Origin of the sequence: Janthinobacterium sp. BJB301, assembly GCF_002735685.1 — a bacterium.
Taxonomy (GTDB): domain Bacteria; phylum Pseudomonadota; class Gammaproteobacteria; order Burkholderiales; family Burkholderiaceae_D; genus Janthinobacterium; species Janthinobacterium lividum.
The window spans coordinates 1,982,781-2,009,743 of sequence record NZ_PDZJ01000001.1 but is presented as its reverse complement, the minus strand read 5'-3'; the positions used below and the strand labels follow the sequence as shown (position 1 = coordinate 2,009,743).

The 26,963-nt window shown below is 63.4% G+C and carries 20 protein-coding genes; 6 read left to right on the top strand and 14 right to left on the bottom strand.

The window, feature by feature from the left end; translation table 11 throughout:
* Nucleotides 1–217: 217 nt before the first annotated feature.
* The 3 genes from CSQ91_RS08820 to CSQ91_RS08810 all read right to left on the bottom strand — a co-directional run bounded on the left by CSQ91_RS08820 (nucleotide 218) and on the right by CSQ91_RS08810 (nucleotide 3,967).
* Nucleotides 218–2,476 (bottom strand): arginine/lysine/ornithine decarboxylase, encoded by a 2,259-nt coding sequence (locus CSQ91_RS08820; protein ID WP_034784421.1) that lies wholly within the window; start codon nucleotides 2,474–2,476, stop codon nucleotides 218–220.
* Between the two features lie 238 nt (nucleotides 2,477–2,714).
* A complete protein-coding gene (locus tag CSQ91_RS08815) occupies nucleotides 2,715–3,200 on the bottom strand; it encodes a dihydrofolate reductase (protein WP_099388009.1) in 486 nt (161 codons plus the stop codon).
* Nucleotides 3,197–3,967 carry an alpha/beta fold hydrolase gene (locus tag CSQ91_RS08810; RefSeq protein ID WP_099388625.1) on the bottom strand — a complete coding sequence of 257 codons (771 nt, stop codon included), beginning with the start codon at nucleotides 3,965–3,967 and terminating at the stop codon, nucleotides 3,197–3,199. The genes CSQ91_RS08815 and CSQ91_RS08810 overlap by 4 nt, the downstream gene beginning before the upstream one ends.
* 222 nt (nucleotides 3,968–4,189) lie before the next feature.
* Here CSQ91_RS08810 and CSQ91_RS08805 point away from each other — a divergent pair, with 222 nt between their 5' ends.
* The 4 genes from CSQ91_RS08805 (at nucleotide 4,190) to CSQ91_RS08790 (ending at nucleotide 10,059) form a co-directional block, all read left to right on the top strand.
* Nucleotides 4,190–4,765: a TerD family protein gene (locus CSQ91_RS08805; RefSeq protein ID WP_034784423.1), complete on the top strand. Its 576-nt coding sequence runs from the start codon at nucleotides 4,190–4,192 to the stop codon at nucleotides 4,763–4,765.
* Nucleotides 4,766–5,008: 243 nt separating this feature from the next.
* Nucleotides 5,009–6,262: a TerD family protein gene (locus tag CSQ91_RS08800; RefSeq protein WP_099388008.1), complete on the top strand. Its 1,254-nt coding sequence runs from the start codon at nucleotides 5,009–5,011 to the stop codon at nucleotides 6,260–6,262.
* A gap of 9 nt (nucleotides 6,263–6,271) precedes the next feature.
* Nucleotides 6,272–7,615 carry a VWA domain-containing protein gene (locus CSQ91_RS08795; protein ID WP_099388007.1) on the top strand — a complete coding sequence of 448 codons (1,344 nt, stop codon included), beginning with the start codon at nucleotides 6,272–6,274 and terminating at the stop codon, nucleotides 7,613–7,615.
* A gap of 164 nt (nucleotides 7,616–7,779) precedes the next feature.
* Nucleotides 7,780–10,059 carry an outer membrane beta-barrel family protein gene (locus CSQ91_RS08790; RefSeq protein ID WP_099388006.1) on the top strand — a complete coding sequence of 760 codons (2,280 nt, stop codon included), beginning with the start codon at nucleotides 7,780–7,782 and terminating at the stop codon, nucleotides 10,057–10,059.
* Here the strand turns inward: CSQ91_RS08790 and CSQ91_RS08785 are convergent.
* Together CSQ91_RS08785 and CSQ91_RS08780 are read right to left on the bottom strand one after the other, a co-directional pair.
* A complete protein-coding gene (locus CSQ91_RS08785) occupies nucleotides 10,056–11,096 on the bottom strand; it encodes an SMI1/KNR4 family protein (RefSeq protein ID WP_099388005.1) in 1,041 nt (346 codons plus the stop codon). The two genes, CSQ91_RS08790 and CSQ91_RS08785, sit on opposite strands and share 4 nt — an antisense overlap.
* Nucleotides 11,096–12,070: a thymidylate synthase gene (locus tag CSQ91_RS08780; RefSeq protein ID WP_099388004.1), complete on the bottom strand. Its 975-nt coding sequence runs from the start codon at nucleotides 12,068–12,070 to the stop codon at nucleotides 11,096–11,098. Before CSQ91_RS08780 ends, CSQ91_RS08785 begins: the two co-directional genes overlap by 1 nt.
* A 157-nt stretch (nucleotides 12,071–12,227) precedes the next feature.
* Between CSQ91_RS08780 and CSQ91_RS08775 the strand changes: the two genes are divergently transcribed.
* Both CSQ91_RS08775 and CSQ91_RS08770 read left to right on the top strand, forming a co-directional pair.
* Nucleotides 12,228–14,981 carry a bifunctional diguanylate cyclase/phosphodiesterase gene (locus CSQ91_RS08775; RefSeq protein WP_099388003.1) on the top strand — a complete coding sequence of 918 codons (2,754 nt, stop codon included), beginning with the start codon at nucleotides 12,228–12,230 and terminating at the stop codon, nucleotides 14,979–14,981.
* Between the two features lie 198 nt (nucleotides 14,982–15,179).
* Nucleotides 15,180–16,613 carry an OmpP1/FadL family transporter gene (locus CSQ91_RS08770; protein ID WP_034784427.1) on the top strand — a complete coding sequence of 478 codons (1,434 nt, stop codon included), beginning with the start codon at nucleotides 15,180–15,182 and terminating at the stop codon, nucleotides 16,611–16,613.
* A gap of 102 nt (nucleotides 16,614–16,715) precedes the next feature.
* Here the strand turns inward: CSQ91_RS08770 and CSQ91_RS08765 are convergent, their stop codons facing one another.
* Genes CSQ91_RS08765 through wrbA form a run of 9 tightly spaced genes read right to left on the bottom strand, consistent with a single transcriptional unit; the run spans nucleotide 16,716 to nucleotide 26,921 of the window.
* Nucleotides 16,716–17,807, bottom strand: coding sequence for a threonine aldolase family protein (locus CSQ91_RS08765; RefSeq protein ID WP_099388002.1), 1,092 nt, complete (start codon nucleotides 17,805–17,807; stop codon nucleotides 16,716–16,718).
* Between the two features lie 9 nt (nucleotides 17,808–17,816).
* Nucleotides 17,817–18,491: a leucine efflux protein LeuE gene (gene leuE, locus CSQ91_RS08760; protein ID WP_099388001.1), complete on the bottom strand. Its 675-nt coding sequence runs from the start codon at nucleotides 18,489–18,491 to the stop codon at nucleotides 17,817–17,819.
* Nucleotides 18,492–18,502: 11 nt separating this feature from the next.
* Entirely contained in the window at nucleotides 18,503–20,365 is a 1,863-nt protein-coding gene (locus CSQ91_RS08755; RefSeq protein ID WP_099388000.1) for an ABC transporter transmembrane domain-containing protein, read from the bottom strand.
* 36 nt (nucleotides 20,366–20,401) lie between these two features.
* Nucleotides 20,402–21,478: a lipocalin-like domain-containing protein gene (locus CSQ91_RS08750; protein WP_099387999.1), complete on the bottom strand. Its 1,077-nt coding sequence runs from the start codon at nucleotides 21,476–21,478 to the stop codon at nucleotides 20,402–20,404.
* Entirely contained in the window at nucleotides 21,478–24,069 is a 2,592-nt protein-coding gene (locus CSQ91_RS08745) for an FtsX-like permease family protein (protein ID WP_099387998.1), read from the bottom strand. The genes CSQ91_RS08750 and CSQ91_RS08745 overlap by 1 nt, the downstream gene beginning before the upstream one ends.
* Nucleotides 24,057–24,479, bottom strand: a complete 423-nt coding sequence (locus tag CSQ91_RS28880) for a DUF4124 domain-containing protein (RefSeq protein WP_180278376.1) — start codon at nucleotides 24,477–24,479, stop codon at nucleotides 24,057–24,059. Before CSQ91_RS28880 ends, CSQ91_RS08745 begins: the two co-directional genes overlap by 13 nt.
* Nucleotides 24,476–25,891, bottom strand: a complete 1,416-nt coding sequence (locus CSQ91_RS08735; protein WP_257217266.1) for an FAD-binding oxidoreductase — start codon at nucleotides 25,889–25,891, stop codon at nucleotides 24,476–24,478. Before CSQ91_RS08735 ends, CSQ91_RS28880 begins: the two co-directional genes overlap by 4 nt.
* Before the next feature lie 11 nt (nucleotides 25,892–25,902).
* Nucleotides 25,903–26,313: a DUF2069 domain-containing protein gene (locus CSQ91_RS08730; protein ID WP_373630473.1), complete on the bottom strand. Its 411-nt coding sequence runs from the start codon at nucleotides 26,311–26,313 to the stop codon at nucleotides 25,903–25,905.
* Entirely contained in the window at nucleotides 26,313–26,921 is a 609-nt protein-coding gene (gene wrbA, locus CSQ91_RS08725; RefSeq protein WP_070280806.1) for an NAD(P)H:quinone oxidoreductase, read from the bottom strand. The genes CSQ91_RS08730 and wrbA overlap by 1 nt, the downstream gene beginning before the upstream one ends.
* Nucleotides 26,922–26,963: the final 42 nt, after the last annotated feature.

Genomic DNA, 26,963 nt, shown 5'->3' with positions numbered 1-26,963 from the left:
GTGCGCGCTGGCCTGAAATGAAAAACGCCACCTGAAAGGTGGCGTGAATGAATGGCGTTCAACAAACGTCAGAATTAACCGTTTTTAACGAACGTCAAGACGGTTCATCCAATCGTAGCGAGCGGCAGTGATTTGTGGCCGAGAAGCGCAACCGTACTCCAGTACGGTGAGCATCGCCGGCCGCAAAGCGCGCCAAGCGAGATTGGATGTGCCGTCATTAATCATCCAGTTTGACGCAATCGACGAAGTAGCCGCGTTTGCCATCGACTTCGCGTTTCACGAGGCCATGCACATCCGTCTCGAAGCCGGGGAAGCGCTCGTTGAAGTCGCGTGCGAAGCGCAGGTAGTCGACGATGGTCTTGTTGAAGCGTTCGCCCGGGATCAAGAGCGGAATACCCGGCGGGTACGGCGTCAGCAGGATGGACGTGATGCGGCCTTCCAGTTCGTCGATGGCCACGCGCTCGATTTCGCGGTGCGCCATCTTGGCGAAGGCATCCGACGGCTTCATGGCCGGGATCATGTCCGACAGATACATTTCCGTCGTCAAACGGGCCACGTCGTAAGCCTTGTAGAAATCATGGATCTGCTGGCACAGGTCGCGCAAGCCCATTTTTTCGTAGCGTGGGTTGGCCGCCGCAAATTCCGGCAGGATGCGCCACATCGGCTGGTTCTTGTCGTAGTCGTCCTTGAACTGCTGCAACGCGGTCAGCAGGGTATTCCAGCGGCCCTTGGTGATACCGATGGTAAACATGATGAAGAACGAGTACAGGCCGCATTTTTCAATGATGACGCCGTGCTCGGCCAGGTATTTGGTGACGATGGATGCGGGGATGCCCGTGTCGCCGAACTGGCCATCCAGCGACAGGCCCGGGTTGACGATGGTTGCCTTGATCGGGTCGAGCATGTTGAAGCCGGGAGCCAGGTCGCCGAAGCCGTGCCAGTCATCCTCGGCGCGTATCATCCAGTCTTCCTGCTGGCCCATGCCTTCGTCGTTGAAGCTGGCCGGACCCCACACCTGGAACCACCAGTCCTGGCCCCACTCCTGGTCGATCTTCTTCATGGCGCGGCGGAAATCGAGCGCTTCCATGATCGATTCTTCCACCAGTGCCGTGCCGCCCGGCGCTTCCATCATGGCCGCGGCCACGTCGCACGAAGCGATGATGGAATACTGCGGCGACGTCGAGGTGTGCATCAGGTAAGCCTCGTTGAAGGCATCCTGGTCCAGCTTGACCGTGTCCGATTCGCGCACGAGGATTTGCGAGGCCTGCGACAGGCCGGCCAGCAATTTGTGCGTGGACTGGGTCGAGAAGATCATCGATTCCTTGGCGCGCGGACGGTCCTTGCCGATGGCGTGCATATTCTTGTAGAAATCGTGGAAGGTGGCGTGCGGCAGCCACGCTTCATCGAAGTGCAGGGTGTCGATCTTGCCGTCCAGCATTTCGCGCAGGGTTTCCACGTTGTAGATCACGCCATCGTAGGTCGATTGCGTGATGGTCAGGATGCGCGGCTTCTTGTTCTTCGCTTCGCGCGCGAACGGATTGGCCTCGATCTTGCGGGCAATGCTTTCCGGCGTGAACTCATGCAGCGGGATAGGGCCGATGATGCCCAGGTGGTTACGCGTCGGCATCAGGAATACGGGAATCGCGCCGCACATAATGATCGAGTGCAAGATCGACTTGTGGCAGTTGCGGTCGACGACGACGATGTCGCCCGGCGCCACGGTCGAGTGCCACACCATCTTGTTCGAGGTCGAGGTACCGTTGGTGACGAAATAGCAATGGTCGGCATTGAAGATGCGCGCGGCATTGCGTTCGGACGCGGCGACAGGGCCCGTATGGTCGAGCAGCTGGCCCAGTTCCTCGACGGCGTTGCAGACGTCGGCGCGCAGCATGTTTTCACCGAAGAACTGGTGGAACATCTGGCCGATCGGCGACTTCAGGAACGCCACGCCGCCCGAGTGGCCGGGGCAGTGCCATGAGTAGGAACCGTCGTTGGCGTAGTGCACCAGTGCGCGGAAGAATGGCGGCGACAGGCCGTCCAGGTAGGATTTCGCTTCGCGGATGATGTGGCGCGCGACGAATTCCGGCGTATCTTCGAACATGTGGATAAAACCATGCAGTTCGCGCAGGATATCGTTGGGGATATGGCGCGAGGTGCGCGTTTCGCCGTACAGATAAATAGGGATATCGGCGTTCTTGTAGCGGATTTCCTCGACGAAGGCGCGCAGCGATTTCAAGGCGTGATCGGTTTCCTCGATGGAACCGGCGCCGAATTCTTCATCGTCGATCGACAGCACGAAGGCTGACGCGCGCGATTGTTGCTGGGCAAATTGCGACAAATCGCCGTAGCTGGTCACGCCCAGCACTTCCATGCCTTCTTTTTCCATTGCGGCGGCAAGGGCGCGAATGCCCAGGCCGGACGTATTTTCAGAACGGAAATCCTCGTCAATGATGACGATAGGGAAACGAAATTTCATGCATGTCTCCAAAAAAGCAAGCCGCCCCTGACATATGTGAAGGGGCGGACTAGGGCGCGACGGTCAGGCGGTAGTGCAACCCGGCAGCCGCAGAAAAAAAATAAGAACGGGATTCTCGCAGAAATGCGGCGTCTGCGGGAAAAAAATATCGTAGCAAAGCGTCACAAGCGTGCGCTAGCGTGACGCATGGGTGTGACAGGGGTATTACAGCAACATTCTGCTAGTCAATATAACCTTATCAGGCTTTGCGTTGCAGCGTGACAAAGGCGTAAGGCAGGCCGGATTTCTCCGAAATATGCGCTTCGCGCGCGGTTTCTTGCCACACGGCATGATCAACGGCGGGGAAAAAGGCATCGCAGTCAAACGTCTGGCCGATTTCCGTGATGATCAAACGCTGTGCCAGTGCCAGCGACTGCTGGTAGATTTCCGCGCCGCCGATGACATAGCCTTCGGCGCCGTCCAGCAGCGCGATGGCCGCTTCCAGCGACGACACCGCTTCCACGCCCTCATGGCGCCAGTCCGGATTGCGCGTGATGACGATGTTGCGGCGGTTCGGCAGCGGACGGCCGATGGAATCGAAGGTCTTGCGGCCCATGAGGATGGGATGGCCCGTCGTCAGACGCTTGAAATGCGCGAGGTCTTCCGGCAGTTTCCACGGCAGGGTGTTGTCGATGCCGATGCCGCCTTGCTGGTCGGTGGCGACGATGATGGTCAGTAAGCTCATTGGTTCTGTGAAAAAGGTGGGGGCGAGGCCCGATGCCCGCCATTATCGTTGAAATTGCCGGCGGTCTCCAGATGCGCACGCATGGCGTCGGCCAGCGCGCCTGGTGCTTCCAGCGGAATCATGTGACCGGTGTTGTCTTTCAGCAGGTGCAGGGTGGCTTGCGGCAGGCGGGCCGCCATGGCGCGCAGGTCGTCGGGATCGACGAGCTTGTCCTCTTCGGCACCCACGATCAGCACGGGAAAACCGAGTTCCGGCAAGCGCGCCATCAGGTCGGGGCGGGCGATGGTGGTGATGAATTGCGCCAGCAGCACGTCCTTGCCCAGGTCCAGCCCCATCTGCCGGATCAGGCCCGTGATGCCGGTGTCTTCCAAGTGCGACGGGTGCAGCAGTTCGCGCAGGCGCTGGCGCGTGATGCCCGCATAGGCATTGCGCTCGAGCATGGCGACGATGCGCTGGCGCGCTTCAACCTCCGCCGGGAGCAAACCTTTGGCGGAATTGGCGATCAAAGTGAGGGACTGGACGCGTTGCGGGTGCGCCAGCGCGTGTTCGAGCGCCAGGTAGGCGCCCAGCGAAAAGCCTACCAGATGGGCTTGAGGAGCGCTGTGGCTGGCGATCATCTGCTGCATCTGCGGGCGCGTGCGCGCCTGGTGCAGGGGCACGTGCTGCAGATCAAAGGCGTCGCCCAGGGCAGGCGCCAGGCGCGACCACAGGCGCTCGTCGCACAGGGTGCCGGGAATACAGTCGAGTCGTATCTTGGTATTGTTCAAGGACAAGCCTGGGGTCAGGATGGTAAAAATTTTTGTCGAGCGGCATTATCCGTCATTTTGCGCATTGGGGCAGCGGCACGGTCTTTTCCGCATGGCATTATTTTCAATAGTGCGCGGCTGGCAAGCAGTAACTTTATGGTAGGCTCATGGCTCATCAAGCCGGTAAGCTGGCGACGTGACCTGAAACACCGAATGCAACCCCCACATTAAAGAGGAATTACCATGGCGATCAGTTTGCAAAAAGGCGGCAATGTCAACCTGAGCAAGGAAGCTCCTGGCTTGAAGAAAATCGTGATTGGCCTGGGCTGGGACCCGCGCGCCACCGATGGCGCCGCATTTGATCTGGACGGCAGCGCCTTCCTGCTGAAAACGGATGGCAAGGCCCGCTCCGATGCCGATTTCATTTTCTATAACAACCTGAAGTCGGCTGACGGCTCCATCGTCCACGCGGGCGACAACACCACGGGCGGCGGCGATGGCGATGACGAGAAAGTTGCCGTCGACCTGGCCAACGTGCCTGCCGATATCGACAAGATTGCCGTGGCCGTCACCATCCACGACGCGGAAAACCGCAAGCAGAACTTCGGCATGGTCGGCAAGGCCTACATCCGCTGCCTGAATGGCGACAATGGCGCGGAAATCGCCCGCTACGACCTGTCGGAAGACGGCTCGACGGAAGCGGCCATGATCTTCGGCGAAATCTACCGCGCCGGCAGCGAATGGAAATTCAAGGCCATCGGCCAGGGTTTCAAAGGCGGCCTGGGCCCACTTGCACGTTCCTTTGGCATCAACGCTTAAGAGCTCCGGAAAACGGCCCATGGCCGCGTTGCGTCACCTCGCCGTACTATTCGTACTGTCTTCGGTGACGCGCCTTGCCCTGAACCGTTGTCCGAAGCTCTTTTAGCTTTGTATAGAACCCAGAACGTCAGTCCATGGCGGCGTTGCTCCGCCATGGACTGACTGTACATTCGTACTGTCTTCGGACGACGGGCCTTGCCTTGAGCCCTTGTCCGAAGCTCCCACACCTGAATAAATAATCGCATGGAAAACCTGATCAAGGGGCAGCGCCTGGCGCTGTCCGGCCTCGTCACGGGCAATGTCGTGCAACTGGGCCTCGCCAGCGCCGGCGTGCCGCTGGACTTTGCCTGTTTCGGCCTCGATGCCAACGGCAAGCTGTCCGACGACCGCTACATGACTTTCTTCAACCAGCCGCGCACGCCGTGCGGTGGCGTGGAAACCGTGGCGCCGTCCGGCGATGCGGCCGGTTTCAGCTACCAGCTGGAGCGTTTGCCATCCTCCATCGAGCGCCTGGTCGTCACGGCCGCCATCGATGGCGCGGCCACCATGGCGCAGCTGGGCAGCGGCTACCTGCGCTTGCTCGACGGCGGGCGCGAGCTGGCCCGCTACACCTATGCAGGATCTGATTTTGCGCAGGAAAAAGCCGTCATGCTGGGCGAGTTCTACCGCAAGGACGGCGGCTGGCGTTTCATGGCCGTGGGCCAGGGTTTCAATGGCGGGCTGGACGCGCTGGTCGCGCATTTCGGCGGCGAAGTGGCGCAGGCGGTAGCGGAAACGGTGCCATCACCCAAGATTTCCCTGTCGAAAATCTCGCTGACCAAGGCAGGCCAGACGCACAAGGTGTCGCTGGAAAAGGGCGCCGGCGCGCCGGGCAAACTTACCGTCAAGGCTACCTGGGTCGATAACGGCGATGGCGACGACGACAACGACGACCTTGATTTGCGGGTCGGCATCCTCTTGCCGAATGGCCAGATGCGCTTCATCCAGGCTCCCGATACGCCCGGCAACTTTGGCGCCATGCCCTTCGTGCGCCACCTGGGCGACGTGGCGGGCGCATCGGGCAAGGAGCCCGCCACGGAAACCGTGGAAGTCAATCCCGCCTTGGCGCAGCATTACGGCGGCACGGTAGGGCTTGTCTTCAGCGTGTATTCGGCGCTGGCCAATGGCGCCGTTTCCGTCGCTTCCATGCGGCCGAAGATGGTCATGCAATATGGCCAGCAGATCGTCGAGTGCGCGTTCGATTTCCGCCTTTCCAAGGCGGCCGACGACGATTCCGTCTACACCTATGTGATCGGTATGGCGCGCATCACACCCGACAGCATCATTCTGGAGCCGTCAGGCAAGACGTCGGAGCCGGGCAGCGAAGCGACGCCGTGGCTGAGCTGGCAGGGCGAGAACCTGCAGCTGGCCTTCAATGGTCCCGTCGTCTTCAAGGGCGAGGACAAGGAAGACGAAGATGATTTCAATGCGGACAATCCGCGCCGCTACATCGCCTAGGAGACACTGATGGAAACCTTGTCCAAAGGACAGCGCTTGCCGCTGGCCAATCTCGTTCCCGACGGCGTGCTGCAGGTGGGCGTGGCCGCACAGGGGCTGGCGCTCGACGTGGCCTGTTTCGGCCTCGATGCCAACGGCAAACTGTCCGACGAGCGCTACATGACCTTTTTCAACCAGCCGCGCACGCCATGCGGCGGCGTGGAAGCGCGTTCGGGCAGCGCTGGCGACATGACCGAATTTGCCCTGCAACTGGCGCGCTTGCCGGCCAGCATAGACCGCCTTGTCGTGACGGCATCCATCGATGGCAGCGGCGTGATGTCGCAGCTGCAATCTGGCCACGTGCGCCTGCTGGCGGGCGGACGCGAGCTGGCCCGCTTTGCCTTCGCGGGCAGTGATTTCGCGCAAGAAAAAGCCGTCATGCTGGCCGAACTGTACCGCAAGGATGGCGGCTGGCGCTGCATGGCCGTGGGGCAAGGTTTCAATGGGGGGCTCGACTCCCTGGTGCGCCACTTCGGCGGCGAAGTCGACCAGGCCGCGCCTGCCGCTCTTGCTAGCCCTGCGGCGGCGTCTGCCGTCATGCAGGCGAAGATCAACCTGGAAAAGCGCGTGGAACGCGAAGCGCCGCAGCTGGTCAGCCTGGTCAAGCAGGCGGGCGTGTCGCTGCAAAAAGTGGGCTTGCTTGACCACCGCGCCAAGGTCTGCCTGTGCCTGGATATTTCCGGTTCCATGGGCCGGCTGTATATAGAGGGGCTGGTGCAGCGCTTTGCCGAACGCATCCTGGCCCTGGGCTGCAAGTTCGACGACGATGGCGAGATCGATGTTTTCCTGTTCGGCAAGAACGTCCATCATCCGGCACCCATGGACTTGAGCAACTGCAACACCTATGTGGGGCGGGCGATCATCCGCCACCCGCTGGAAGGCGACACGCGCTATGGCGCCGCCATGCAGGCGATCCGTGCGTTTTACTTCCCAGACGCGGCCGGCGGCGAGCGCACGCGCCCCGTCGCGGCGGAATTGCCCGTGTACGTCATGTTCGTCACCGATGGCGGCACCAGCGACCAGGCGACGACGGAGAAACAATTGCGCTGGGCCAGCAATGAACCGATCTTCTGGCAATTCATGGGCATCGGCAAAGGGCGCAAATCGAAAAGCAAGTTCCTCGCCGCCTTTGCCGATTCCGACTTTCCCTTTTTGGAAAAGCTCGACGAATTGCAGGGACGCCTGGTCGACAATGCCAATTACTTTTCCGTCAGCTCGCCCGACGAGCACAGCGATGAGGAACTGTATGACTTGCTGATGACGGAGTATCCGGGCTGGCTGAAACTGGCACGTAGCAATGGCCTGCTGACCTAGCTGCTCTCCAAGGTGTGAGGCTGTAATGCCACAAGCGCAAGAGATTTGTAAATTGAAGTAAATTGCAATTGTTTGGCTATGCGTTGGCCCCTAGAATCATGGCATTCGATTCCCGGTTGCCACGCGTTTGCGTTGCGCCTCACAGTTTCTGGGCTATTTATTTCATGCATAAAATTGTTCTCTGTTGCCTGGCTGGCGGCAGCCTGCTGTCTGCCAATGTTTCCGCTCAGGCACAGGCCGCGGCCACCGGCGACGCCGTCGTCAAGCCGGCGCCGGCCAAGGCGCCCGCCATTGATGCACCGCCTTCCGTCAGCGTGACGGCCGAGCGTCCCACGGGCCGCATCGACCGGCAAGTCTACGACGTCAAGTCCGACGTGGGCAGCAGCAACGGCACGGCGGCCGATGCCCTGAACAATGTGCCGTCGGTGGCCGTCGACCCCGATGGCAGCGTTTCCCTGCGCGGCAGCAGCAATGTGCAGATATTGATTGATGGCAAGCCGTCAGCCATGTTGCAGGGTGATTCGCGCGGCGCCACCCTGAACGCCATGGCGGCCGACGATATCGAGTCCGTGGAAGTGATCAACAATCCCGGCGCCCAGTTCGGCAACGAAGCCGGTGGCGGCCCGATCCTGAACCTGGTGATGCGGCGTAACCGCAAGCCGGGCGGCTTTGCCACCGTCAACGCAAATGCGGGCATCGCGGGGCGCTACAACAGTGCCGTGTCCGGCACCTACAACGAAGGGCCGTGGGGCTACCAGGGCGGCATCAATGTGCGCCACGACGGCCGCAATTCCGTGGGCGAGGTCAGCCGCGAGCGCCTGGAGCGCGACACGGGGGCATTCGCCCCCAGCAGCCAGCAGTCCAGCAACAATGGCTTGAATGATTCGCTGGGCTTGCACGGCACCGTGAATTACAACCTGAACGCCAACGACACCCTGGCCGCCAGCGTGTCGTATAACGGGCGCAGCAACGACCAGCGCTCGCTCGACCGCTACATCAATGGCGACAGCACGGGCAGCACCATCGGCGACTATGTGCGCAGCACCGTGCGCAACGGCGACAGCCGCAACTACAGCTGGGGCGCGCGCTACGACCACAAGGGAGAGTTGCCGGGAGAATCGCTGAAGATCGACTTGCGCGTTTCGTCGTCGACCAACGAGAGCGACAGCGATTACGCCAATACCTACGCGGTGACGCCCGTGAATGCCTTCGACAGCCGCGCGCGCCAGCACAGCGAGACGGGCAACCGCATCGTCGACTTCAGCGGCGACTACGAGCGGCCGCTGGCGGGCGGCACGGCCAAGCTGGGCTACAAGGTGGCCGACAACAAGAGCAGTTTCGATACCTTGTATACGGACATCAACCCGGGCAGCCTGCTGGAGACTGTCAACCCCATGCGCAGCAACCGTTTCGAGCTCGACGAGCGCACCATCGCGCTGTACGGCTCCTACCAGATGCGCCTGACCGAGCGCTGGGGCGCGCTGGCCGGCTTGCGCGCCGAATACACGGACTTGAACGTGCGCCAGATCACCAGCGGCATCGAGGCCAGCAACAACTACGTCAACTATATTCCCAGCCTGTTCGCTACCTATAAGGTCAGCGACGAGAGCAACCTGCGCTTCAGCTATGCGCACCGCATCCGCCGTCCGAATGCGGGCGACCTGAATCCTTACGTGGTCTACCGCGACGAGTTCAATGTGTCGGCCGGCAATCCCAAGCTGAAACCCACGCAGACGGACTCGTTCGAGATCGGTTATGAAACGAAGATCGCGGGCCTGGAAAGCAGCTTGCGCGCCTACCACCGGCGCGACACGGACGCCATCGTCGATTACCGTTACTTTATCAGCGACAATGTGCTCTTGACGACGCGCGAAAACGGCGAAGGCAGCCATTCGAGCGGCCTGGAATTCAGCGTCAGCGGCAAGCTGACGCCATCGCTGACCCTGAACACGAGCGGCAACCTGGCGCGCAGCCAGCAGACGAGTTCGGACGACCTGGGCAACCGCAGCACGCGCACGGCGAATGCCCTGAGCGGCCGCGCGCGCCTCAATTACCAGGTCAATCCCGCCAACCAGCTGCAGCTGGCCCTGCAAATGCAAGGCAAGATGCTGTCGGGGCAGGGCTACCGCTCGCCGAACAACACCTTGAATGTGAGCTGGCGCCATACGGTGACGCCGCAGCTGAGCCTGGTCATGAATGTGACCGATGTGTTTAGCAGCAACAAGATGGAAACCGTCATCAACAGCGCTTCCCTGCGCGAGACGAGCACGCGGCGCTTCGATGGACGCATGATTTATGTGGGGCTGTCGTACCGCCTGGGCGGCGCCACGTCGGCGGCGAAAGAGGGCGAGCGCGAACCGCGTTTCGGCCCGCCGGGCGGACGCGGCCCAGGCGGCCCCGGCCCGGGCCCGGGCCCGGGCGGTCCGGGAGGCGAAGCAGGCTAGGCCGCTGTCGCGATCTCGTTCAGGAAGTCGATGAAACTGTCCGCATGGCGCTCGAAGCGCCATGTGCCCAAGCCATGTTCGGCGCGATACACGGGGGCATCGCCATCGGCGACGGCGCCCAGGTCCAGGCAATACGGATCGGCGCCCGCATCGGCGATCACCAGGTACTGCTCCGGCCAGCCGGTGATGGCTTCACTGCTGACGGGATTCCAGGCGTAACCGTGCTGGGCCTTGATGAGCCCGGCCGCGCCATACAGGCTCAAACCCTGGAAATACTGCCGGCTGTCGATAAACACCCGCAGCGGCGAATGGCAAGCCAGGAAGCGCCGGTAGTGCTCCGGCAAGGCCCAGCGCTGCGCGATGCCGGCCATGTCGGCGGCACTGGCGATGGTCAGCCAGTTCGATGGCTGCGCCAGGTCCTGCTCCTTCTTGCGACTGGCGGCCAGCTTTTTCTCCAGCCTGGATGCGGCTTTTTCCAGCGGTGTGCGCGGCTCCTCGAGCGACGCGTGGGTGGCGGGCACGGCATGGCCTGCGCCATCCGGATAAGCGTCGCGCTGCCAGGCCAGCACGTCGGCCAGCCGTAGCTGTTCTGCCTTCCAGTGGCCGGGATCGTAAGCCAACCCCGCATCGAAAGGCTGGCGGCTGAACACGGCCAGGCTTTTGACGGCCTTGGCGCGCACGCTCAGCTTGGCATTTTCCGCAGTGGCCAGGGCCACGAGCGGAGCATACGCCGCCTTGCCCATGCTTTTGAGCATGCCATCCACGCCCCAGTAGGCGAGGCCGTCCATATCGAGGCTCCAGCTGAAAAAATCGCCGTATTCGCCCGGCTCGGCCAGGGCGACGATATCCGTCATCAGGAAGGCGCGCCAGTGCAGCAGCTGGCCGTCCCTGGCGTAGGCGATCAGGATGGCGAGCACGGCTTGCCGCTCGTCGGCAGCATGCTTTTTCAGCAGCCTGTCCTTCAGGCGGGCGAACTTGTTTCCGTCGGTTTCATCAAACAGCTTGCGGTGCAGAGCTGCCAGCGGTGCGACCGCCATCAGACGGCCATCGCGGCCTTGATGGGCGCGTGGTGTTCATAGCCTTCCAGCGAGAAATCCGATGGCTCGATTTTTTCCAGCCATTCCGGCTCGTATTTTCCCGTCCTGGCGTAGTCGGGCACGCGGTCGGAAATGACGAAACGCGGCGCCGGGAACGGTGTGCGCTTGAGCTGTTCTTCCACCATGTCGAGGTGGTTTTCATAGATGTGCGCGTCGCCGATGAAATACGTGAACCAGCGCGGCGTGTAACCCGTCAGGCGCGCCACCAGGTGCAGCAGGGCCGCGCCTTCGGCGATGTTGAACGGCGTGCCCAGGCCGATGTCGTTGCTGCGCACATATAAACACAGCGAGATTTCGCGCGTGCTGGCGTTCGGGATGAACTGGTACAGCAAATGGCAGGCGGGCAGGGCGACGGCGTCCAGCACGGCCGGGTTCCAGCCGTGGAACAGGATGCGGCGGCTGCCGGGGTTGTGCATGATGGTGTCCAGGCATTCGCGCAACTGGTCGACGGCCTTGTACAGCAGCACTTTCTGCACGCCGTTTTCGGCGATGGGGGCGATCAGGGTGAAACCGTTCGCTTGCGCATCGGCGATCTGTGCCGGCTGGTCAGCGTCCAGCAGTTTATACGCGGGCCATTGGCGCCATTGCACGCCGTACACGGGACCCAGGTCATCCTCGCCTTCGCGGTAGGGGTTGGCCAGCCATTGCGCATTTTCATTGGCGTTCTGGTCCCAGACTTTACAGCCCAGTGCGCGGAACTCGGCCGCGTTGCGCGAGGCGCGCAGGAAGGCGCACAATTCGCCGATCACGGATTTGAAAGCCAGTTTCTTGGTCGTCACGGCAGGGAAATTGCCGTTGGCCAAGTCGAAACGCATCATGGCGCCCGGCACGCTCAGGGTGCGGATGCCTGTGCGGTTGTCTTGCCAGCTGCCCGTTTCGAGCACGGTCTTGATCAAATCTTGATATTGCTGCATGTATTTCTCCAACGGTAAGGATGGTGATTGTAACGCAGGCGCGACAGGCGGGCTGCGGCCCGCACACATAATTACGCTGCTGTCTTACCTGCAAACATGACTCTGTGGTAATTTGTGTGTCCTTGAAGAAATACACAGAAACGGCAGATGCTGCACCATGTTCTTGCGACAATTTGTAAATAATAATAACGCCGCCGTGGTGGAGATGAGCAGGGCCGATTTTCTCAAGGCCAACCTGCGCCTGATCCTGGCCTGGCCCTTGCTGGGGCTGATCCTGTGCGCCGTGCTGTGGACGGCCACCTTGCTGCAGCTGGAGGCGGAAAAGAAGGTGGCGCAGCAGCAGGCGCTCGACAGCGTGTCTTCCTTGTCGAAAGCGTATGGCCAGTATCTGCTGCGCACCCTGGAACAGATGGACCAGCTGACCTTGCAGCTCAAATACGAGTGGGAAAATTCGCGCGGCCAGCTGCGTCTCGACCAATTGAAGACGCAGGGCATGTATGCCTTGCCGCAATTTGCCATCGTCGCCATCCTCGACCGCAAGGGCCACGCCGTGACGGCAACGGCGCCGTTGCAGCGCCTGCGGGTCAACGAGCGCAGCGATTTCCTGTTGCGCCACTGGCGCAGCAATTCCAGTGCGCTGCGCATCGCGCTCGGGAGGGCCAATGCGGCCAGCGAGGCGGCCGTGCCGGGCGCCGATGAAAGCCTCGTGCATTTCACGCGCCGGCTGGAAGACGAGGATGGCAATTTTGACGGCGTGCTGCTGATCTCCATCCATTCCAGCTATTTTTCCGAATTCTACAACAGCGTCAGTTTTGGCAAGTTCGGCATGTCGGCCATGGTGGGCGAGGAGGGTGAGCTGTTCAGCACGCGCCTTGGCTCGCGCGTGTTGCCGCCCCCGAGCGGCGAGGACACGCCGTTTCTCGACACCAGCTTCCTGGAAACGGAGAGCGGTGCCCTGCATTCGGGCGGCAGGATCGCTTTTTCCGACCAGCAAAGCCGCTACGTGGGCTGGCAGGCGCTGAAAGCCTATCCGTTTACGGCCGTGGTCGGACTGTCGGACGGCGAAATGCTGCATCCCTACGAGGAAACGCGCACGATATATATCGGCATCGCCTTTGCCGTCACCTTGCTGCTGCTGGCCTTTGCCGCCGTCGCCACCGTGCTGTCGCTGCGCCTGGCGTGGCGCCACCACCAGTCCGAAGGCGTGCGCAATGCCTACCGCATGGCCACCGAAGGCACGAGCGACGGCTTCTATATCATTGCCGCCCTGCGCGGCACGGATGGCAGCATCCTCGACTTCGAGATCGTCGACTGCAACGAGCCGGGCGCCGGCTACTTTGGCGTGCGCCGCGAACAGTTGCTGGGCATGCGCCTGCAATCGCGCGCCCACGAGCCGTATTTCCGCGACCTGATCCATAATTACCGGGCCGCCATGGTCTCCGGCTTTTCCGAGGAAGAGATCGAGCTGCCGGAAGGCAACCCCTTCAAGCTGCGCTGGATACGCCGGCGCCTGGTGCGCAGCGGCGACCGCCTGGCCGTCACGCTGCAAGACATCAGCACGGCCAAGGAGCACGAGCGCGACCTGCGCCGCCTGGCCAATGAAGATGGCTTGACGGGCTTGCCCAACCGCTACTGGCTGCAGCAATTCCTGCCCGGGGCCTTGGGCCGCGCCGCCATCGCGCGGCACATGCTGGCGCTGCTGTTCATCGACCTGGACGGCTTCAAGGATATCAACGACACGCAGGGCCACGCCGAGGGCGACAAGGTGCTGCGCGCCGCCTCGCTGCGCCTGAAGGCCGTGCTGCGGCCCGGCGATCACGTGGTGCGCCTGGGCGGCGACGAATTCGTCGTCGTGCTCGACCCGGTGGAGGACGACAGCCGCGCCGAGCAGGTGGCGCAGCGCATCGCCATCGCCTTCGATGAACCGTTTTACCTGGGCAGCGAGCGCCACAAGATGGGTGCGTCGATCGGCATCAGCCTGTATCCGCGCGATGGCGCCGAGACGGAAGTACTGCTGAAGAACGCCGATATCGCCATGTATGCCGTCAAGGTGGCGGGCAAGGGCCATCACCGTTTCTTCCAGCCGGAACTGTTTGAAACCATCCGCAACCGCCGCGAGCTGGAGCAAAGCCTGGTGGCGGCGCTGGAGCAGGATCAGTTCCTCGTCGTCTACCAGCCGCGGGTCGACGCCATGAGCGGGCAGCTGTGCAGCATGGAGGCGCTGGTCCGCTGGCACCATCCGCAGCATGGCATGGTGCCGCCGCTGGAATTCATCCCCGTGGCCGAGAGCAGCGGCCTGATTTCGCAGCTGGGCGAAGTCGTCATCGAAAAGGTGTGCCTGCAGATGGCACGCTGGCAAGCCAGCGGACTGGAACTGGTGCCCGTGTCCATCAACGTATCGGCGCGCCAGTTCGGCCGCGGCGACGTGCACCAGGTCCTGGCCTCGGCCCTGACGCGCCACCGCATCGATGCGCGGCTGATCGAGGTGGAAATCACGGAATCGGCCATGATGGATGAACAGAACCGCGCCGTGGAGCAGCTGTCCGCCATCCGCGCGCTGGGCGTGCGCCTGCTGGTCGACGATTTCGGCACGGGCTATTCCTCGCTGTCGCAGCTGCAGAAGTTCGCCATGGATGGCTTGAAGATCGACCGCGCCTTCACCATGGAGCTGGGCCGCTCGGAGCAGGGCGAAGTGTTCGTGCGCGCCATCCTGTCGATGGCGCATGCGCTGGGCATGAGCGTGGTGGCTGAAGGGGTGGAGACGCGCGAGCAGCTCGACATCCTGCGCACCCTGCAATGCAACGAGGTACAGGGCTATTTCATCTCGCGCCCCGTGCCGGCGGAACAGATGCTGTCGCTGATGCATCAGCGCTTTCTGATACCGCTTCCAGCCCCTGCGCTGGCACTGTAGAAGGTCGTATGCGCAGGAAAAACAACGCCGTTTCATAAAAAGAGCGAACGTTCGCTTTTTTCTAAAAAATATTATATGCTTCGCTCATGCCGTCAGTGAATTGGAGTTCACGGCGGCAAGAAAAGTGCAAGACGGGGCAGCTGGATATGCCCGCGATAGTGTGCCGAAGACAATTTCATATAATAAAGAGAGACTAACTTGAAACATAAATATCTGCCCCTCCTGATCGTTGCCGCATTCGCCGGCATTTCCTCCACCGCACAAGCATCGGGCTACCGTTTCGGTTCGCAAAGTGTTTCCGCCCAGGGCACGGCCGATGCCAGCGGCGCCGAAGCGGCCGATGCATCGACCATTTTCTACAACCCGGCCGGTTTGTCGCGCCTGGAAGGCACGCAGTTCATGGGCGGCGGCACCCTGGTGGTACCGCATTCGACCTATGAAGACACGGGTTCGAGGACGTTTACCGGCCGCACGCCGGGCGGCACGACCAAGGACTATGCGCCGGACGCCGTCTTTGCGCCAGCCCTGTATGCCAGCAAGAAGGTCAATGATCAATGGACTGTCGGCATGGGCCTGTTCGTGCCATACGGCGCCAAGCTCGATTACGGCAATGACTGGAGCGGCCGCTATGCGATCACCAACATCAAGCTCGAAGCCATCGCCCTGAATCCTTCCGTTTCCTTCAAGGTCAATGAACACCACTCCTTCGGTTTCGGCGTCACCGCTGAACACATGAAGGCGGAACTGGGCCAGGCAGTCGACGTGCCGGGTTCCGTGGCCTTCCTGGCCCAGCACGCGCCAGCCGCGTCGCAAGCCTTCCTGGCCAATATCGCCAAGACGCAGGGCCTGGCCGCCGCGCAGGCTGCCGGCGCCGCACTGAAGGGCGCCAAGGATGGCCATGCCTCGATGGATGGCGATGACTGGGGCTTCGGCTTCAACCTGGGCTACCTGTACCAGATGAATGAAGGCACGCGTTTCGGCATTTCCTACCGTTCGTCGATTTCGCACAAGCTGAAAGGCGACACGATCTGGGACTTCTCGCAAGTGTCGGACAACGCCGCCGTGAATGCCTTCATCGCCAAGGCATCGAACAAGGTCAATTCCAAGGCGCTGGTCGAAGTGCGCACGCCGGAAACCCTGTCGGTCAACGCCTTCCATCAGATGGATGATCGTTGGGCCCTGATGGGCGACGTTACCTGGACGCGCACTTCGCGCCTGCAGAACCTGGACATCCAGTTCCCGCCGACGGCCGAAGGCCCGGAGCGCATCCGCCAGCAGTGGAAGAACACCTACCGCGTGTCGCTGGGCACCAACTACAAGTACAGCGAAAACCTGTTGCTGCGCGCCGGTATCGCGCATGACCAGGCGCCAGTGCGCAGCGCCGAGCTGCGTCATCCAGCGCTGCCGGACAGCGACCGCATGCAGTACTCGATCGGCGCGAACTGGAAGCTGAACGCCAATTCCTCGCTCGACCTGGCTTACAGCTTCATCGACTTCAAGGATGCCACTGTCAACTACAAGAATGACTGCTCGCCGGTGACCCCTGGCTGCACCGGCAACGGTGAAACCACCAAGGGCCTGTTCAAGACCCGCATGCAGTTGATCGGTCTCGCTTACAACTACAAGTTCTAAGCAGGTAGTGGCGGCCAACCCGGCCGCCATGAAATGAAAAAAGCGCCTTCGGGCGCTTTTTTTTTGGGGTGTCGCGACTGTGGCGCTGCCGGCTTGCGCCGATTATGCCGTGCCGCGCATCGCCTGATCCAGCAAGGTCAATGCCAGCCGCACGGTGTCGTCCGGCAGTTCCAGCAACTGATCTCCCACATACCATTCTACCACGCTGTGCCCGGGAAGCGCTGCATGGCTGGCGCGGCCGAATAGCCAGATGCCGTGGTCTTCGGCCAGCTGATTGCGGATGGCGATGGCCCGTTCGCGCGAGACGGGCAGGTGCAGGTGCAGCATGTTGGCTTGCGGCTGGGCGGGATTGACGGCAATCGACGGGAAGTCGCGCAGCAGCGCGTACAGCCACTGTGTACGTGCAAAATACTGCGGCATGGCGGCCAGGCGCGCGTCGAACTGCATGGCGGCGGCTACCACGTACGGCGTGCGGTGCACGATATTGCCGCCCTGGCGGCGGAACCACTCGCGCGCCCGCTCGACGAACGGGCGGCTGCCGGCCAGCACGGCGCCACCGAGGCCGCCGATGCCCTTGTACAGCGACACGTACACGGAATCAAAGCCATCGCAGATGGCGGGCAGGGATCGGCCGAAACCGGCTTGTGCTTCCCACAGGCGCGCGCCATCCATGTGCAAATGGATGTTGTGCTCGCGGCAGTGCCGCTTGATGTCATTCAACTCATCCCACGATGGGCACTGGCCGCCGATTTCCCGCATCGGCAGCTCGACCTGCGCGGCGCCCAGCGCATCGGGCACGGCGCGCAAGTCGTCCACCGTCCACGGGCGGTGCGGGTCGCCGAGCATCAAGCCCTTGAAGTGCTCGAGCAATTCATGGTTGCCCCGCTCGTGGCGCAGGATGTGTGAGGTTGGGTGCAGCGCCACCAGGGGCGAACCCCGGTCCTGGCAGGCCAGGCGCAGGGCCGTCACTTGCGTCATGGTGCCCGTGATGCAGAACACGGCCGCCTCGAAACCGAGCAGGCTGGCGATCTTGTTCTCGAACTGTTCGATCAGCGCGCCTTCGCCATAGGTGTCGTGCGCAACATGGTTGGCGTCGCACCAGGCGGCCATGGCGGCGAAGGTGGCCGCTGGCGTGGGCTGGCGGTGGCCTGGCAGGACGGTATGGCAGCGCTGGCGCAGCGCAAGTTCGTTCACGGGAATTCCTTACAGTGTGGCCGTGGCGAGCTTCGCGCCAAAGCCGATGAACATGGCGCCCACGCCGCCACCCATGCCGGCCGAGAGGCGGCGACGGCGGCGGAAGGTCTCGGCCAGGCGCGCGCCGACAAAGATGATGGCCGTCAAGTAGGTAAAGCTGATCACCTGGCAGATCAGGCCCAGGCCGATGAAGGACAGTACCGGGTTCGGGAAGGCAGGATCGACGAACTGGATGAAGAACGAGATGAAGAACAGGATCGCCTTCGGGTTCATCAGGCTGATGATCAGCGCCTTGCGGAATGGATCGCTTTCCTTGACGGGGCTTGGCGCCGCTGCCGCTTCACCGTCGACGGAGCTTGGCGCGCGCAGCTTGCGCCAGCATTGGACCAGCATCTGCAGGCCGATCCAGCCCAGGTAAGCCGCGCCGATGTATTTCACCACGTAGAACAGGGCCGGGCTGGCTTTCAGCAGCGAGGCCACGCCGCAGGCCGACAGCACCATCAATATCAGATCGCCGGCGAAGATGCCGAAGGCGCCCTGGTAGGCCGGTCGCACGCCGCGCTGGGCGGCGACCGACAGCACATACATGGAATTGGGACCGGGCAGGATGACGATGAAGATCGTCCCCAATAAAAAGGTCCAGAAATCGGTGATGCCCAGGTTGGCGTGGAAAAGTGCGTTCATGATGGTTCTGTTTAATTGATTTGTGCGTGATGAAATTGCAGTGCCGCGAGATTCGCATAGATGCCTTTCATGGCCACCAGCGACGCGTGCGTGCCCGTCTCGACGATCTTGCCGTCTTCCATGACGATGATGCGGTCGGCCCGCTGCACGGTCGCCAGTCGGTGCGCGATGATGACCGTGGTGCGGCCTACCATGGCCGCTTCCAGCGCCTTTTGCACCAGGCGTTCCGATTCCGCGTCCAGCGCGCTGGTCGCTTCATCGAGCAGCAGCAGCGGCGGGTTTTTCAGCAGGGCGCGGGCGATGGCGATGCGCTGGCGCTGGCCGCCGGACAGGCGCACGCCCCGTTCGCCGAGGAAGGATTTGTAGCCGTTCGGCAGGCGCTCGATGAATTCGTGGGCAGCCGCCATCTTCGCGGCGGCGATGACTTCCTCGTCGCTGGCGCCGGCGCGGCCGTAGCGGATATTCTCCATGGCGTCAGCCGAGAAGATCACCGTATCTTGCGGCACGATGCCGATGGCGTCGCGCAAGGTATGCAGGTCCAGCTGTTTGATGTCCACGCCATCGAGGCGGATGCTGCCGCTTTGCGGGTCATAAAAACGTAAGAAAAGCTGGAACAGGGTGGTCTTGCCGGCGCCCGACGGACCCACGACGGCCACGGTTTCACCGGCGCGGATGTCGAGGCTGACGTGGTCCAGCGCGTGGGTGTCCGGACGCGACGGGTACGAGAACATGACATCGTCAAGCGACAGGGCGGCGCCAGTCGCGGCGCGCGCGGGCAGCGGCAGCGGCGTGGCCGGCGATGCGATTTCCGATTTCACGGCCATCAGTTCCAGCAGGCGCTCCGTGGCGCCGGCGGCGCGCTGCGCTTCGCCCATCACCTCGGACAGGGCGCCGATGGCGCCGGCCACGATGGACGCGTACAGGATGAACTGGCCCAGGTCGCCGCCCGTCATCGAGCCTTCCAGCACGGCGCGCGCGCCCAGCCACAAGACAAACACGATGGTGCCGAAGACCAGCAGGATGGCGATCATGGTCAGCAAGGCACGGGCGCGGATGCGGCGCATGGCTGTCATGAAGGCGCCTTCGACGGAGTCGCCGAAGCGTTTCGATTCGATCTTCTCGTGCGTAAATGCTTGTACGGTAGGCATGGCGTTGAGGATTTCGCCGGCCATGGCCGACGCGTCGGCGATGCGGTCCTGCGAATCACGCGACAGCTTGCGCACCTTGCGGCCAAACACGATGATGGGCACGACGACAAGGATCAGGAGGCCGATGATGATGCCCGCCAGCTTGGCGCTGGTGACGAACAGCATTACCAGGCCGCCCAGGAACAGCAGCACATTGCGCAGCGCCATGGAAATGCTGGTGCCGACCACGGCCTGGATCAGGGTCGTGTCGGTGGTGATGCGCGACAGGACTTCGCCCGTCTGCGTGGTTTCAAAGAATGCGGGGCTTTGCGTGACGACGTGGCGGTACACGGCGCTGCGGATGTCGGCCGTGACGCGCTCGCCCAGCCATGAGACCGTATAGAAGCGCGCCGCCGTGGCCAGCGCCAGGATGGACGCCACGCCAAACAGGGCGAGGAACACCAGGTCGACGTGCTGGATGCTCTTCGAGCCGGCCGCGCCGCCGAAGCCGAGGTCGATCATCTGCTTGAACGCGGCGGGAATGGCGAGGGTCGAGGCGGCGGCTACCACCAGCGCGATACCGGCCAGGAAGAACTGCTTGCGGTACGGCGTCAGAAAGGGCATCAAGCCCTTGAAGGCGGCCAGGCTGCCTTTTTTCAGTTCGCGGCTGGTGCCGGTGTCGGGAGTCGGTGCGGTGCTTGCGGCGGTTGCTGTACTCGTACTGCCTGTTTCTGTGCTGGTTGTCATTGTTTTTCGCTTAGTATTTACTGTATTTTGTACTGCTTATAACTTCATCGGCTGCACGTAGCCCGTCATTTCCAGGTAGGCGCGGCCCACCGGCTGGCCGCCGCGCTCCACCGTCACGGCGCCTTCCCAGTACACGGCCCCCGTCGAGCGGCGCGAATCGAGTTCCTGGTCTGCCTGCAGCGGCTTGATCTGCCAGCGCGTGGCACCCGTGCGGATCTCGGTGGCGACCGGGTATTCGGCTTGCGTGCGGGGCGACCGCCACAGCTGCGTGGGCGTGAAATCGACGTCGCCAGGCGCGAACTGCGTCATCTTACCGGACGCGTCGCGCCATGTCGCGTGTGCCCATAGTTTAGCACCTGTCTTGCTGCGGATCTGGAAGGCCATCAGGGCGCCGCCATCATCGAGGTTGGCGCCTATCCAGTTCCAGCCGCTGGCATCCGCATCGAGCACCTGGCTGGACCACTCGTGATCGAGCCAGGTGGTGCCCGTCACGGCTTCCGGCTTGCCGCCCGCGCGCGCAATCGTGCCACGGGTAGCCAGCTGCGGTTCGCTGTAGTAGTAGCTCGATTGCGCGGGCCGGGCGCCCTTGCGCGAGTAGCCGCCTTCTCCCTGCAGCAGCACGGGCTGGGTGGGGGCCAGGGTCAGCTGCAAGTTGAATTCGCGCGCCGCCAGGCTGACCCGGTAGCTGCCGTCCGCTTGCCGCTGCATGCGCCAGTCGTCGAGTTTGACGTCCGTGTCGCCCACCTTGGCGTAGGCCAGGCCGAAACCTTCGCGCGCACTTTTCTCGTCGTGCAGCAGCTTGCCTACTTTCGGGTCGGACAGGGCCGCGTGGCCGATGATCAGCTGTTTCGGCGCAAATGCGCTGGGGTTGTCCGCATCGGTGGCCGTGGCGCTGCGAAAGAAGGTCACCTGGTAGCCCAGTTGTTCGCCGCCGCTGGTTTTTACCCAGCCCGTGGCGTACCACCATTCCGTCTTGTACGCGGGATGGGCGCCGAAGTCGTGCGGCAGGCGCAGGGTCTGGCCGGCCGGCAGCGGCGTGACGGGGGCGAAGGCGGGCGGCGCGGCGGTGGCGGCGGCGCTGCAGAACGCGAGTAAAAGAGTCAAACGGCGCATTACCAGTCCTCCCTGACGGCGCGTATGGGTCCTGCGGACAGCGCCTGACGACCCGCGATCAGCGCCGTCGCAGCGGCTGCCGTCAACAGGGCGCCGGCCACGGTGGCGATCAAGGGCCACGGCAGGTGCAGCTGCATGGTCCAGTGGAACGATTGCGGATTGACGATGAAGACCAGCACAAAGCTGATCAACAGGCCGAGGATGAAACCGGTGGCGATGCCCAGTGCCGTCAGCGCGCCGCCTTCCAGCGCCAGGATGGACAAGATTTGCCCGCGCGTCACGCCCACGTGGCGCAGCATGCCGAATTCGCGCGCGCGCGCCAGGGTCTGGGCCGAGAACGTGGCGGCCACGCCAAACAGGCCGATGACGATGGCGATGGCTTCCAGCAGATAGGTGACGGCGAAGCTGCGGTCGAAGATCTGCAGGCTCAGGGCGCGGATGGCCGACGGATTCGACACTTCCAGGTTGGCGCCGAACGGCAGCGCTTTCAGGCGCTGTTGCAGCGCGTCGCCCGTGGCGTCCTTGGCCAGCCACAGGGCCGCATCGCTGACATCGAGGTCGCCCGTCAGCGCGCGGTAGTCGTCCAGCGGCATCTGGATGGCGCCGGAAGAGCGCGCATAGTCGCGCCAGATGCCGGCAACAAAGAAGGTGTGCAAGCCGCCCGCCAGCGGCAGGGCTATGGACTGGCCAGGTTTGACGTTATACAGGTCGGCCGCCGCTTCGGACAGCCACACGGGCCGGCTGCCTGCCGGCACGGGCAGTGTATCGCCCACCAGCACCATGCTCTTGCCCGGATCGGCCAGATTGACGGGACGCGCCAGCAGCGCTACATTCGGGCGGTCGGCTGCCAGCGACAGCGAGCGCACGCGCTGGAAGTCCACCCTGGCCACCTCGGGCAGGGCGGTGATGCTCGCTTGTTCGCGTGGATTCAGGCCCGCCGTGCCGCCGCTGGCGGCCGTGCGCGCATACACGTCGGCCGGCAAGATCTGCAGCAGCCAGTCGTCGACGGAAACGCGGAAACTCGACACCATGATGGCCATCGCCACCATCAGGCTAAAACTCGACAGTACGCCACCGAGGGCGATGCCAGCCTGGCCCGAGGCGTTCGCCAGTCGGGACAGGGTCAGGCTGCGCACGGGCGCATGCTTGCTCGTTTCCGTGCGCAGCCAGGCGCGCTGCAGGAAGCGGAAGACGACGGCCGCCAGCTGCGGCATCAGGGCGATGGCGCCGATCAGCAGCAGCGCGATGGACAGATAGCCGAACAGGGGCAGCTCGAACACGGGCGGCAAGAACGTCAAGGCGCCGGCCAGCAGCAGGCAAGCCAGCGCGGGCCAGGTTTTCGCCAGGCGCGTCGTCACGACTTCCTCGCTGCCCGATTTCAGGGCGATGGCGGGGGCGGCGCGCGCCGCTTCCAGCGCGGGCGCGGCGCAGCCCAGCAAGGCGACACCGAGACCCAGGGCGAAGTAGACGAAGGCGGCGACGGGCGTGAACTGCACCTGCGGCTGCACGCCCGCGAAATAGCCGGCGCCCAGGTCGCCGCCGAAAAAGCGCAGGGCGACGGCCGCCATGGCATAGCCGCCGGCGATGCCCAGCGCCGCGCCGACGATACCGAGGCTGGCGCCCTCCAGCAGCACCTGGCGCAGCAGCTGGCCCCGTTCCATGCCCAGCACGCGCAGCAGCGCGAACTGGCCGCGGCGGCGGATGACGGACAGGGCCTGCGTGGAAAACACGAGGAACGCGCCCGTAAACAGGGCGACGAGGGCGAGCACCGTCAGGTTGACCCGGTAGGCGCGGCTGAGGTTATTGTTGCGGCTATTCTGGTTTTCGTCATTCGGCTGGCCTACCTGGAAACGCCCCGGGTATTGCGCTTCCAGCGCGCGGGAGAGAGCCGCCTGGAAGGCGCTGCGGTTCACGCCCTGGCGCAGTTTCAAATCGATGCGCGACAGCTTGCCAGTTTTTTCGAAGCGCCACTGCGCCGCGCCGATATCCATCACGGCGATGCGCTGGCCGGTACGCGCCCGCTGCAGCGAACCGGCCACGCGCAGGGATACCGTGCCCGTGCCCGATTGCAGGGCGACCTGTCCGCCTTCGGTCACTTTGAGCCAGCGCAGGGCGGCTGGCGACAAAAAGAGGGCGTCGTCGGCCAGGGTGTCGAAAGGCTGGCCTTCGGCCGGCGCGCCGATCAGGTCGGGCGAGATGAAGCCGGCGCGGAAGACGTCGAGCGCCAGGATGTGCAGCGGGCCGCCTTCCTTCTTGCCGGCCACAGTAGCCTGCAGCTCCAGCACGGGCGAGGCCACTGCCACGCCGTCGCGCTGCGCCAGCCACGGGTAGATGGATTCGTCGAACAGCGCTTCGCGCCCCGCCACCTGCACATCGGCCTGGCCGGACAGGCTTTTGACGGCCGTGGAAAATTCATTGAAGGCGGCCGCGTTGATCAGGTGGATGGCAAAGCCCAGCGACACGCCGATGGCGATGGCGAGGATGGCGACGAGGGCGCGCACGGGATGCGCGCGCCATTCGCCCAGCAGCAGCCAGCGCGACAGCAGGCGCGTCGTCGCCGGGCTGGCCAGCGGCGCAATCAATTCAGGCATTCGACGGCCAGGCGTTCGCCGGCGCGCCGCGCTTTCAGTTGCGCCGCATCGCGGTTCTTGTCGCCGGCGCCGACGGCATCCTGCGCCGCCCATTTCTGCTCCAGCCGCAGCTGAGCGCAATGCTTCTCGTGCATATCCTTCTGTTTGGCGGCCCGTTCGCGGGCCTGGTCTTCGAGCTTCTCGCGCTGCTTGCGCGCCGCTTCCATCTGGCTGGCCACCCGTTCCTGGCGCGTGGCCGCGCCCTTGTCGATGGCGGGCGGCGGCGCGGGGATCTCCAGGATTTGCAACTGGCCGGCCGTGCACGGCGTGGCGCTGTAGCTGGTCTGGCCATCCTGCACGCATTTGTAGACGTCCTGCGCACTGGCGGAACCGGCCAGCAAGGCTATCAGCAGGATGCGCGACGGCTTCACAATATCTTCCCGGGGTTCATGATGTTCTGCGGGTCCAGCGCCTGTTTGACAGCGCGCATCAGCTGCAATTCCAGCGGCGACTTGTAACGGGCCAGGTCGTCCTTTTTCAGGGCGCCGATGCCGTGTTCGGCCGAAATCGAGCCGCCAAAGCCGTGGACCTGGTCGTGCACGATGCGGTTGATGGCATCCTGGTTGGACAGGAAATCCTGGTCCGTCATGCCGGCTGGCGGCGCCACGTTGTAATGCAGGTTGCCGTCTCCCAGGTGGCCGAAGCACACGAGCTGGCAGCCGGGGAAGGCCGATTCAAGGGCCGCATCCGTGACGGCGATGAAATCGGCGATGCGGGAAATGGGCAGCGAGATATCGTGCTTGATGTTCTTGCCCGCCTGCGCCTGCGCTAGCGGGATGTGTTCGCGCAGCTGCCACAGTCCCTCGGACTGCGCCACGGAACTGGCGACGACGGCGTCTTCGATCAACTCGTCTTCCAGGGCTGCGCCGATGCTCGCTTCCAGCAATTCCACGGCGTGCGCCTCGGACTGGCTGCTGGACAATTCGAGCAGCACATACTGGCCGTGCGCGTCGGCGAATGGGCGCGGCAGCTGCGGGAACTGCTCCGCCACCAGCTGCAAACAGTACTGCGACATCAATTCAAAACCCGTCAGGCTGGCGCCGCAATGGTCCTGCATCAGCGAGAGCAGGCGCAGCGCATGGGCGGGCGAGGGCATGGCGGCCAGCGCCGTGATGCAGGCTTTCGGCTGCGGATACAACTTCATGACCGCGCCGGTGATCACGCCCAAAGTACCCTCGGCGCCGATGTACAGGTCGCGCAAATCGTAGCCGGTATTGTCCTTGCGCAGGCCGCGCAAGCCGCTCCAGACTTCGCCCTGCGGCGTGACCACTTCCAGACCCAGGCACAGCTCGCGCGTATTGCCGTAACGCAGCACGGCCGTGCCGCCCGCATTCGTCGCCAGGTTGCCGCCGATGGTGCAGCTGCCCTCGGCCGCCAGCGACAGGGGGAACAGGCAGCCGGCGGCGCTGGCCGCTTCCTGGATGGTTTGCAGAATGCAGCCCGCGTCGACCGTGATGGTGCGGTTGACGGGATCGAGCGCGCGGATGCTGTTCAGGCGCGCCAGCGACAGCACGATGGCCGTGCCGGCCGCATCGGGTATGCTGCCCAGTACCAGGCCCGTGTTGCCGCCTTGCGGCACGACGGGAACCTGCCATTGCGCGCAGGCGCGCAGCACGCCGGCCACTTGCGCCACGGTGGCAGGGCGCAGCACGGCCAGGGCCTTGCCGGTAAACCTGTCGCGCCAGTCGGTGAGGAAGGGCGCCGTGTCGGCGTCCTGGGTGAGGACGTAGGTGCCGCCCAGCAGGTCGCGGCAGGCGGCGAGGAAGTCGGCTTGGTCAGTCATAGGCTTGTCGCTCATTTCTTGATGCTCACTTTATTCACTTTTTCCAGCAGTTCCCTGGCCATGCGCTTGGCCGCCTTTTTATACGGGCGCAGATACAGCACGGCGCAGACAAAATAGATGCAGACGATGGCCGCCTCGCCCCAGGCCATCAGGGCCGAGGTGGCGTTCGTGTCGCTGTAGCCGCGCACCACGCCTTCCGTGAAGTACAGCAGGATCACCATCGACGACCATTGCAGGGTGTAGACGTCGCGCTTGATGACGCCGTACAGGGGAATGAGCAGGGGCGCCGCCTTCAGGACGACCCAGGAACCGCCCGGCTGCAGCGGCGCGATCACGGTTTCCCACAGCACGCACCAGACGATCAGGGTGACGAGGCTGGCGATGGCACCCCAGTGGAGATACTTGTGCAGTACGCCGTGCATCATGCGCCTGCCAGTTTCGCGGCATTTTCCGCCAGGCGCCGGCCCAGGGCGATGGCCAGGCGTTTTTCATCTTCGCTCAAGGCCTTGTCGCCGTCTATGCCCGACCAGTGCGTGGCGCCGTAGGGCGAGCCGCCGGTGGACGTCGTCATCAGTTCAGGATGCGTGTAGGGCAAGCCCATGACCAGCATGCCGTGGTGGAAGAGGGGGATCATCATCGACAGCAGGGTCGATTCCTGGCCGCCGTGCAGGCTGCCCGTGGACGTGAACACGCAGGCGGGCTTGCCGGACAGGCTGCCGGCCAGCCAGTCGCTGGCCGTGCCATCCCAGAAATACTTCATGGCGGCGGCCATGTTGCCGAAGCGCGTGGGCGACCCCAGGGCCAGGCCCGCGCATTCCTGCAAGTCTTCCAGTTCCACGTAGGGCGCGCCGTCCAGCGGCACTTCCGGCGCCGTCGCTTCGGCCACCGTCGAGACGGCGGGCACGGTGCGCAGGCGCGCATCGCAGCCAGGCACGCTTTCCACTCCCTGGGCTATCAACTCGGCCAGCTGGCGCGTGGCGCCATGGCGTGAATAAAACAATACGAGAATAATCAGATTGGTTGGCTTCATCATTGGTATTATAGGGCGCTTTACAGCCTGATACGACTGCTG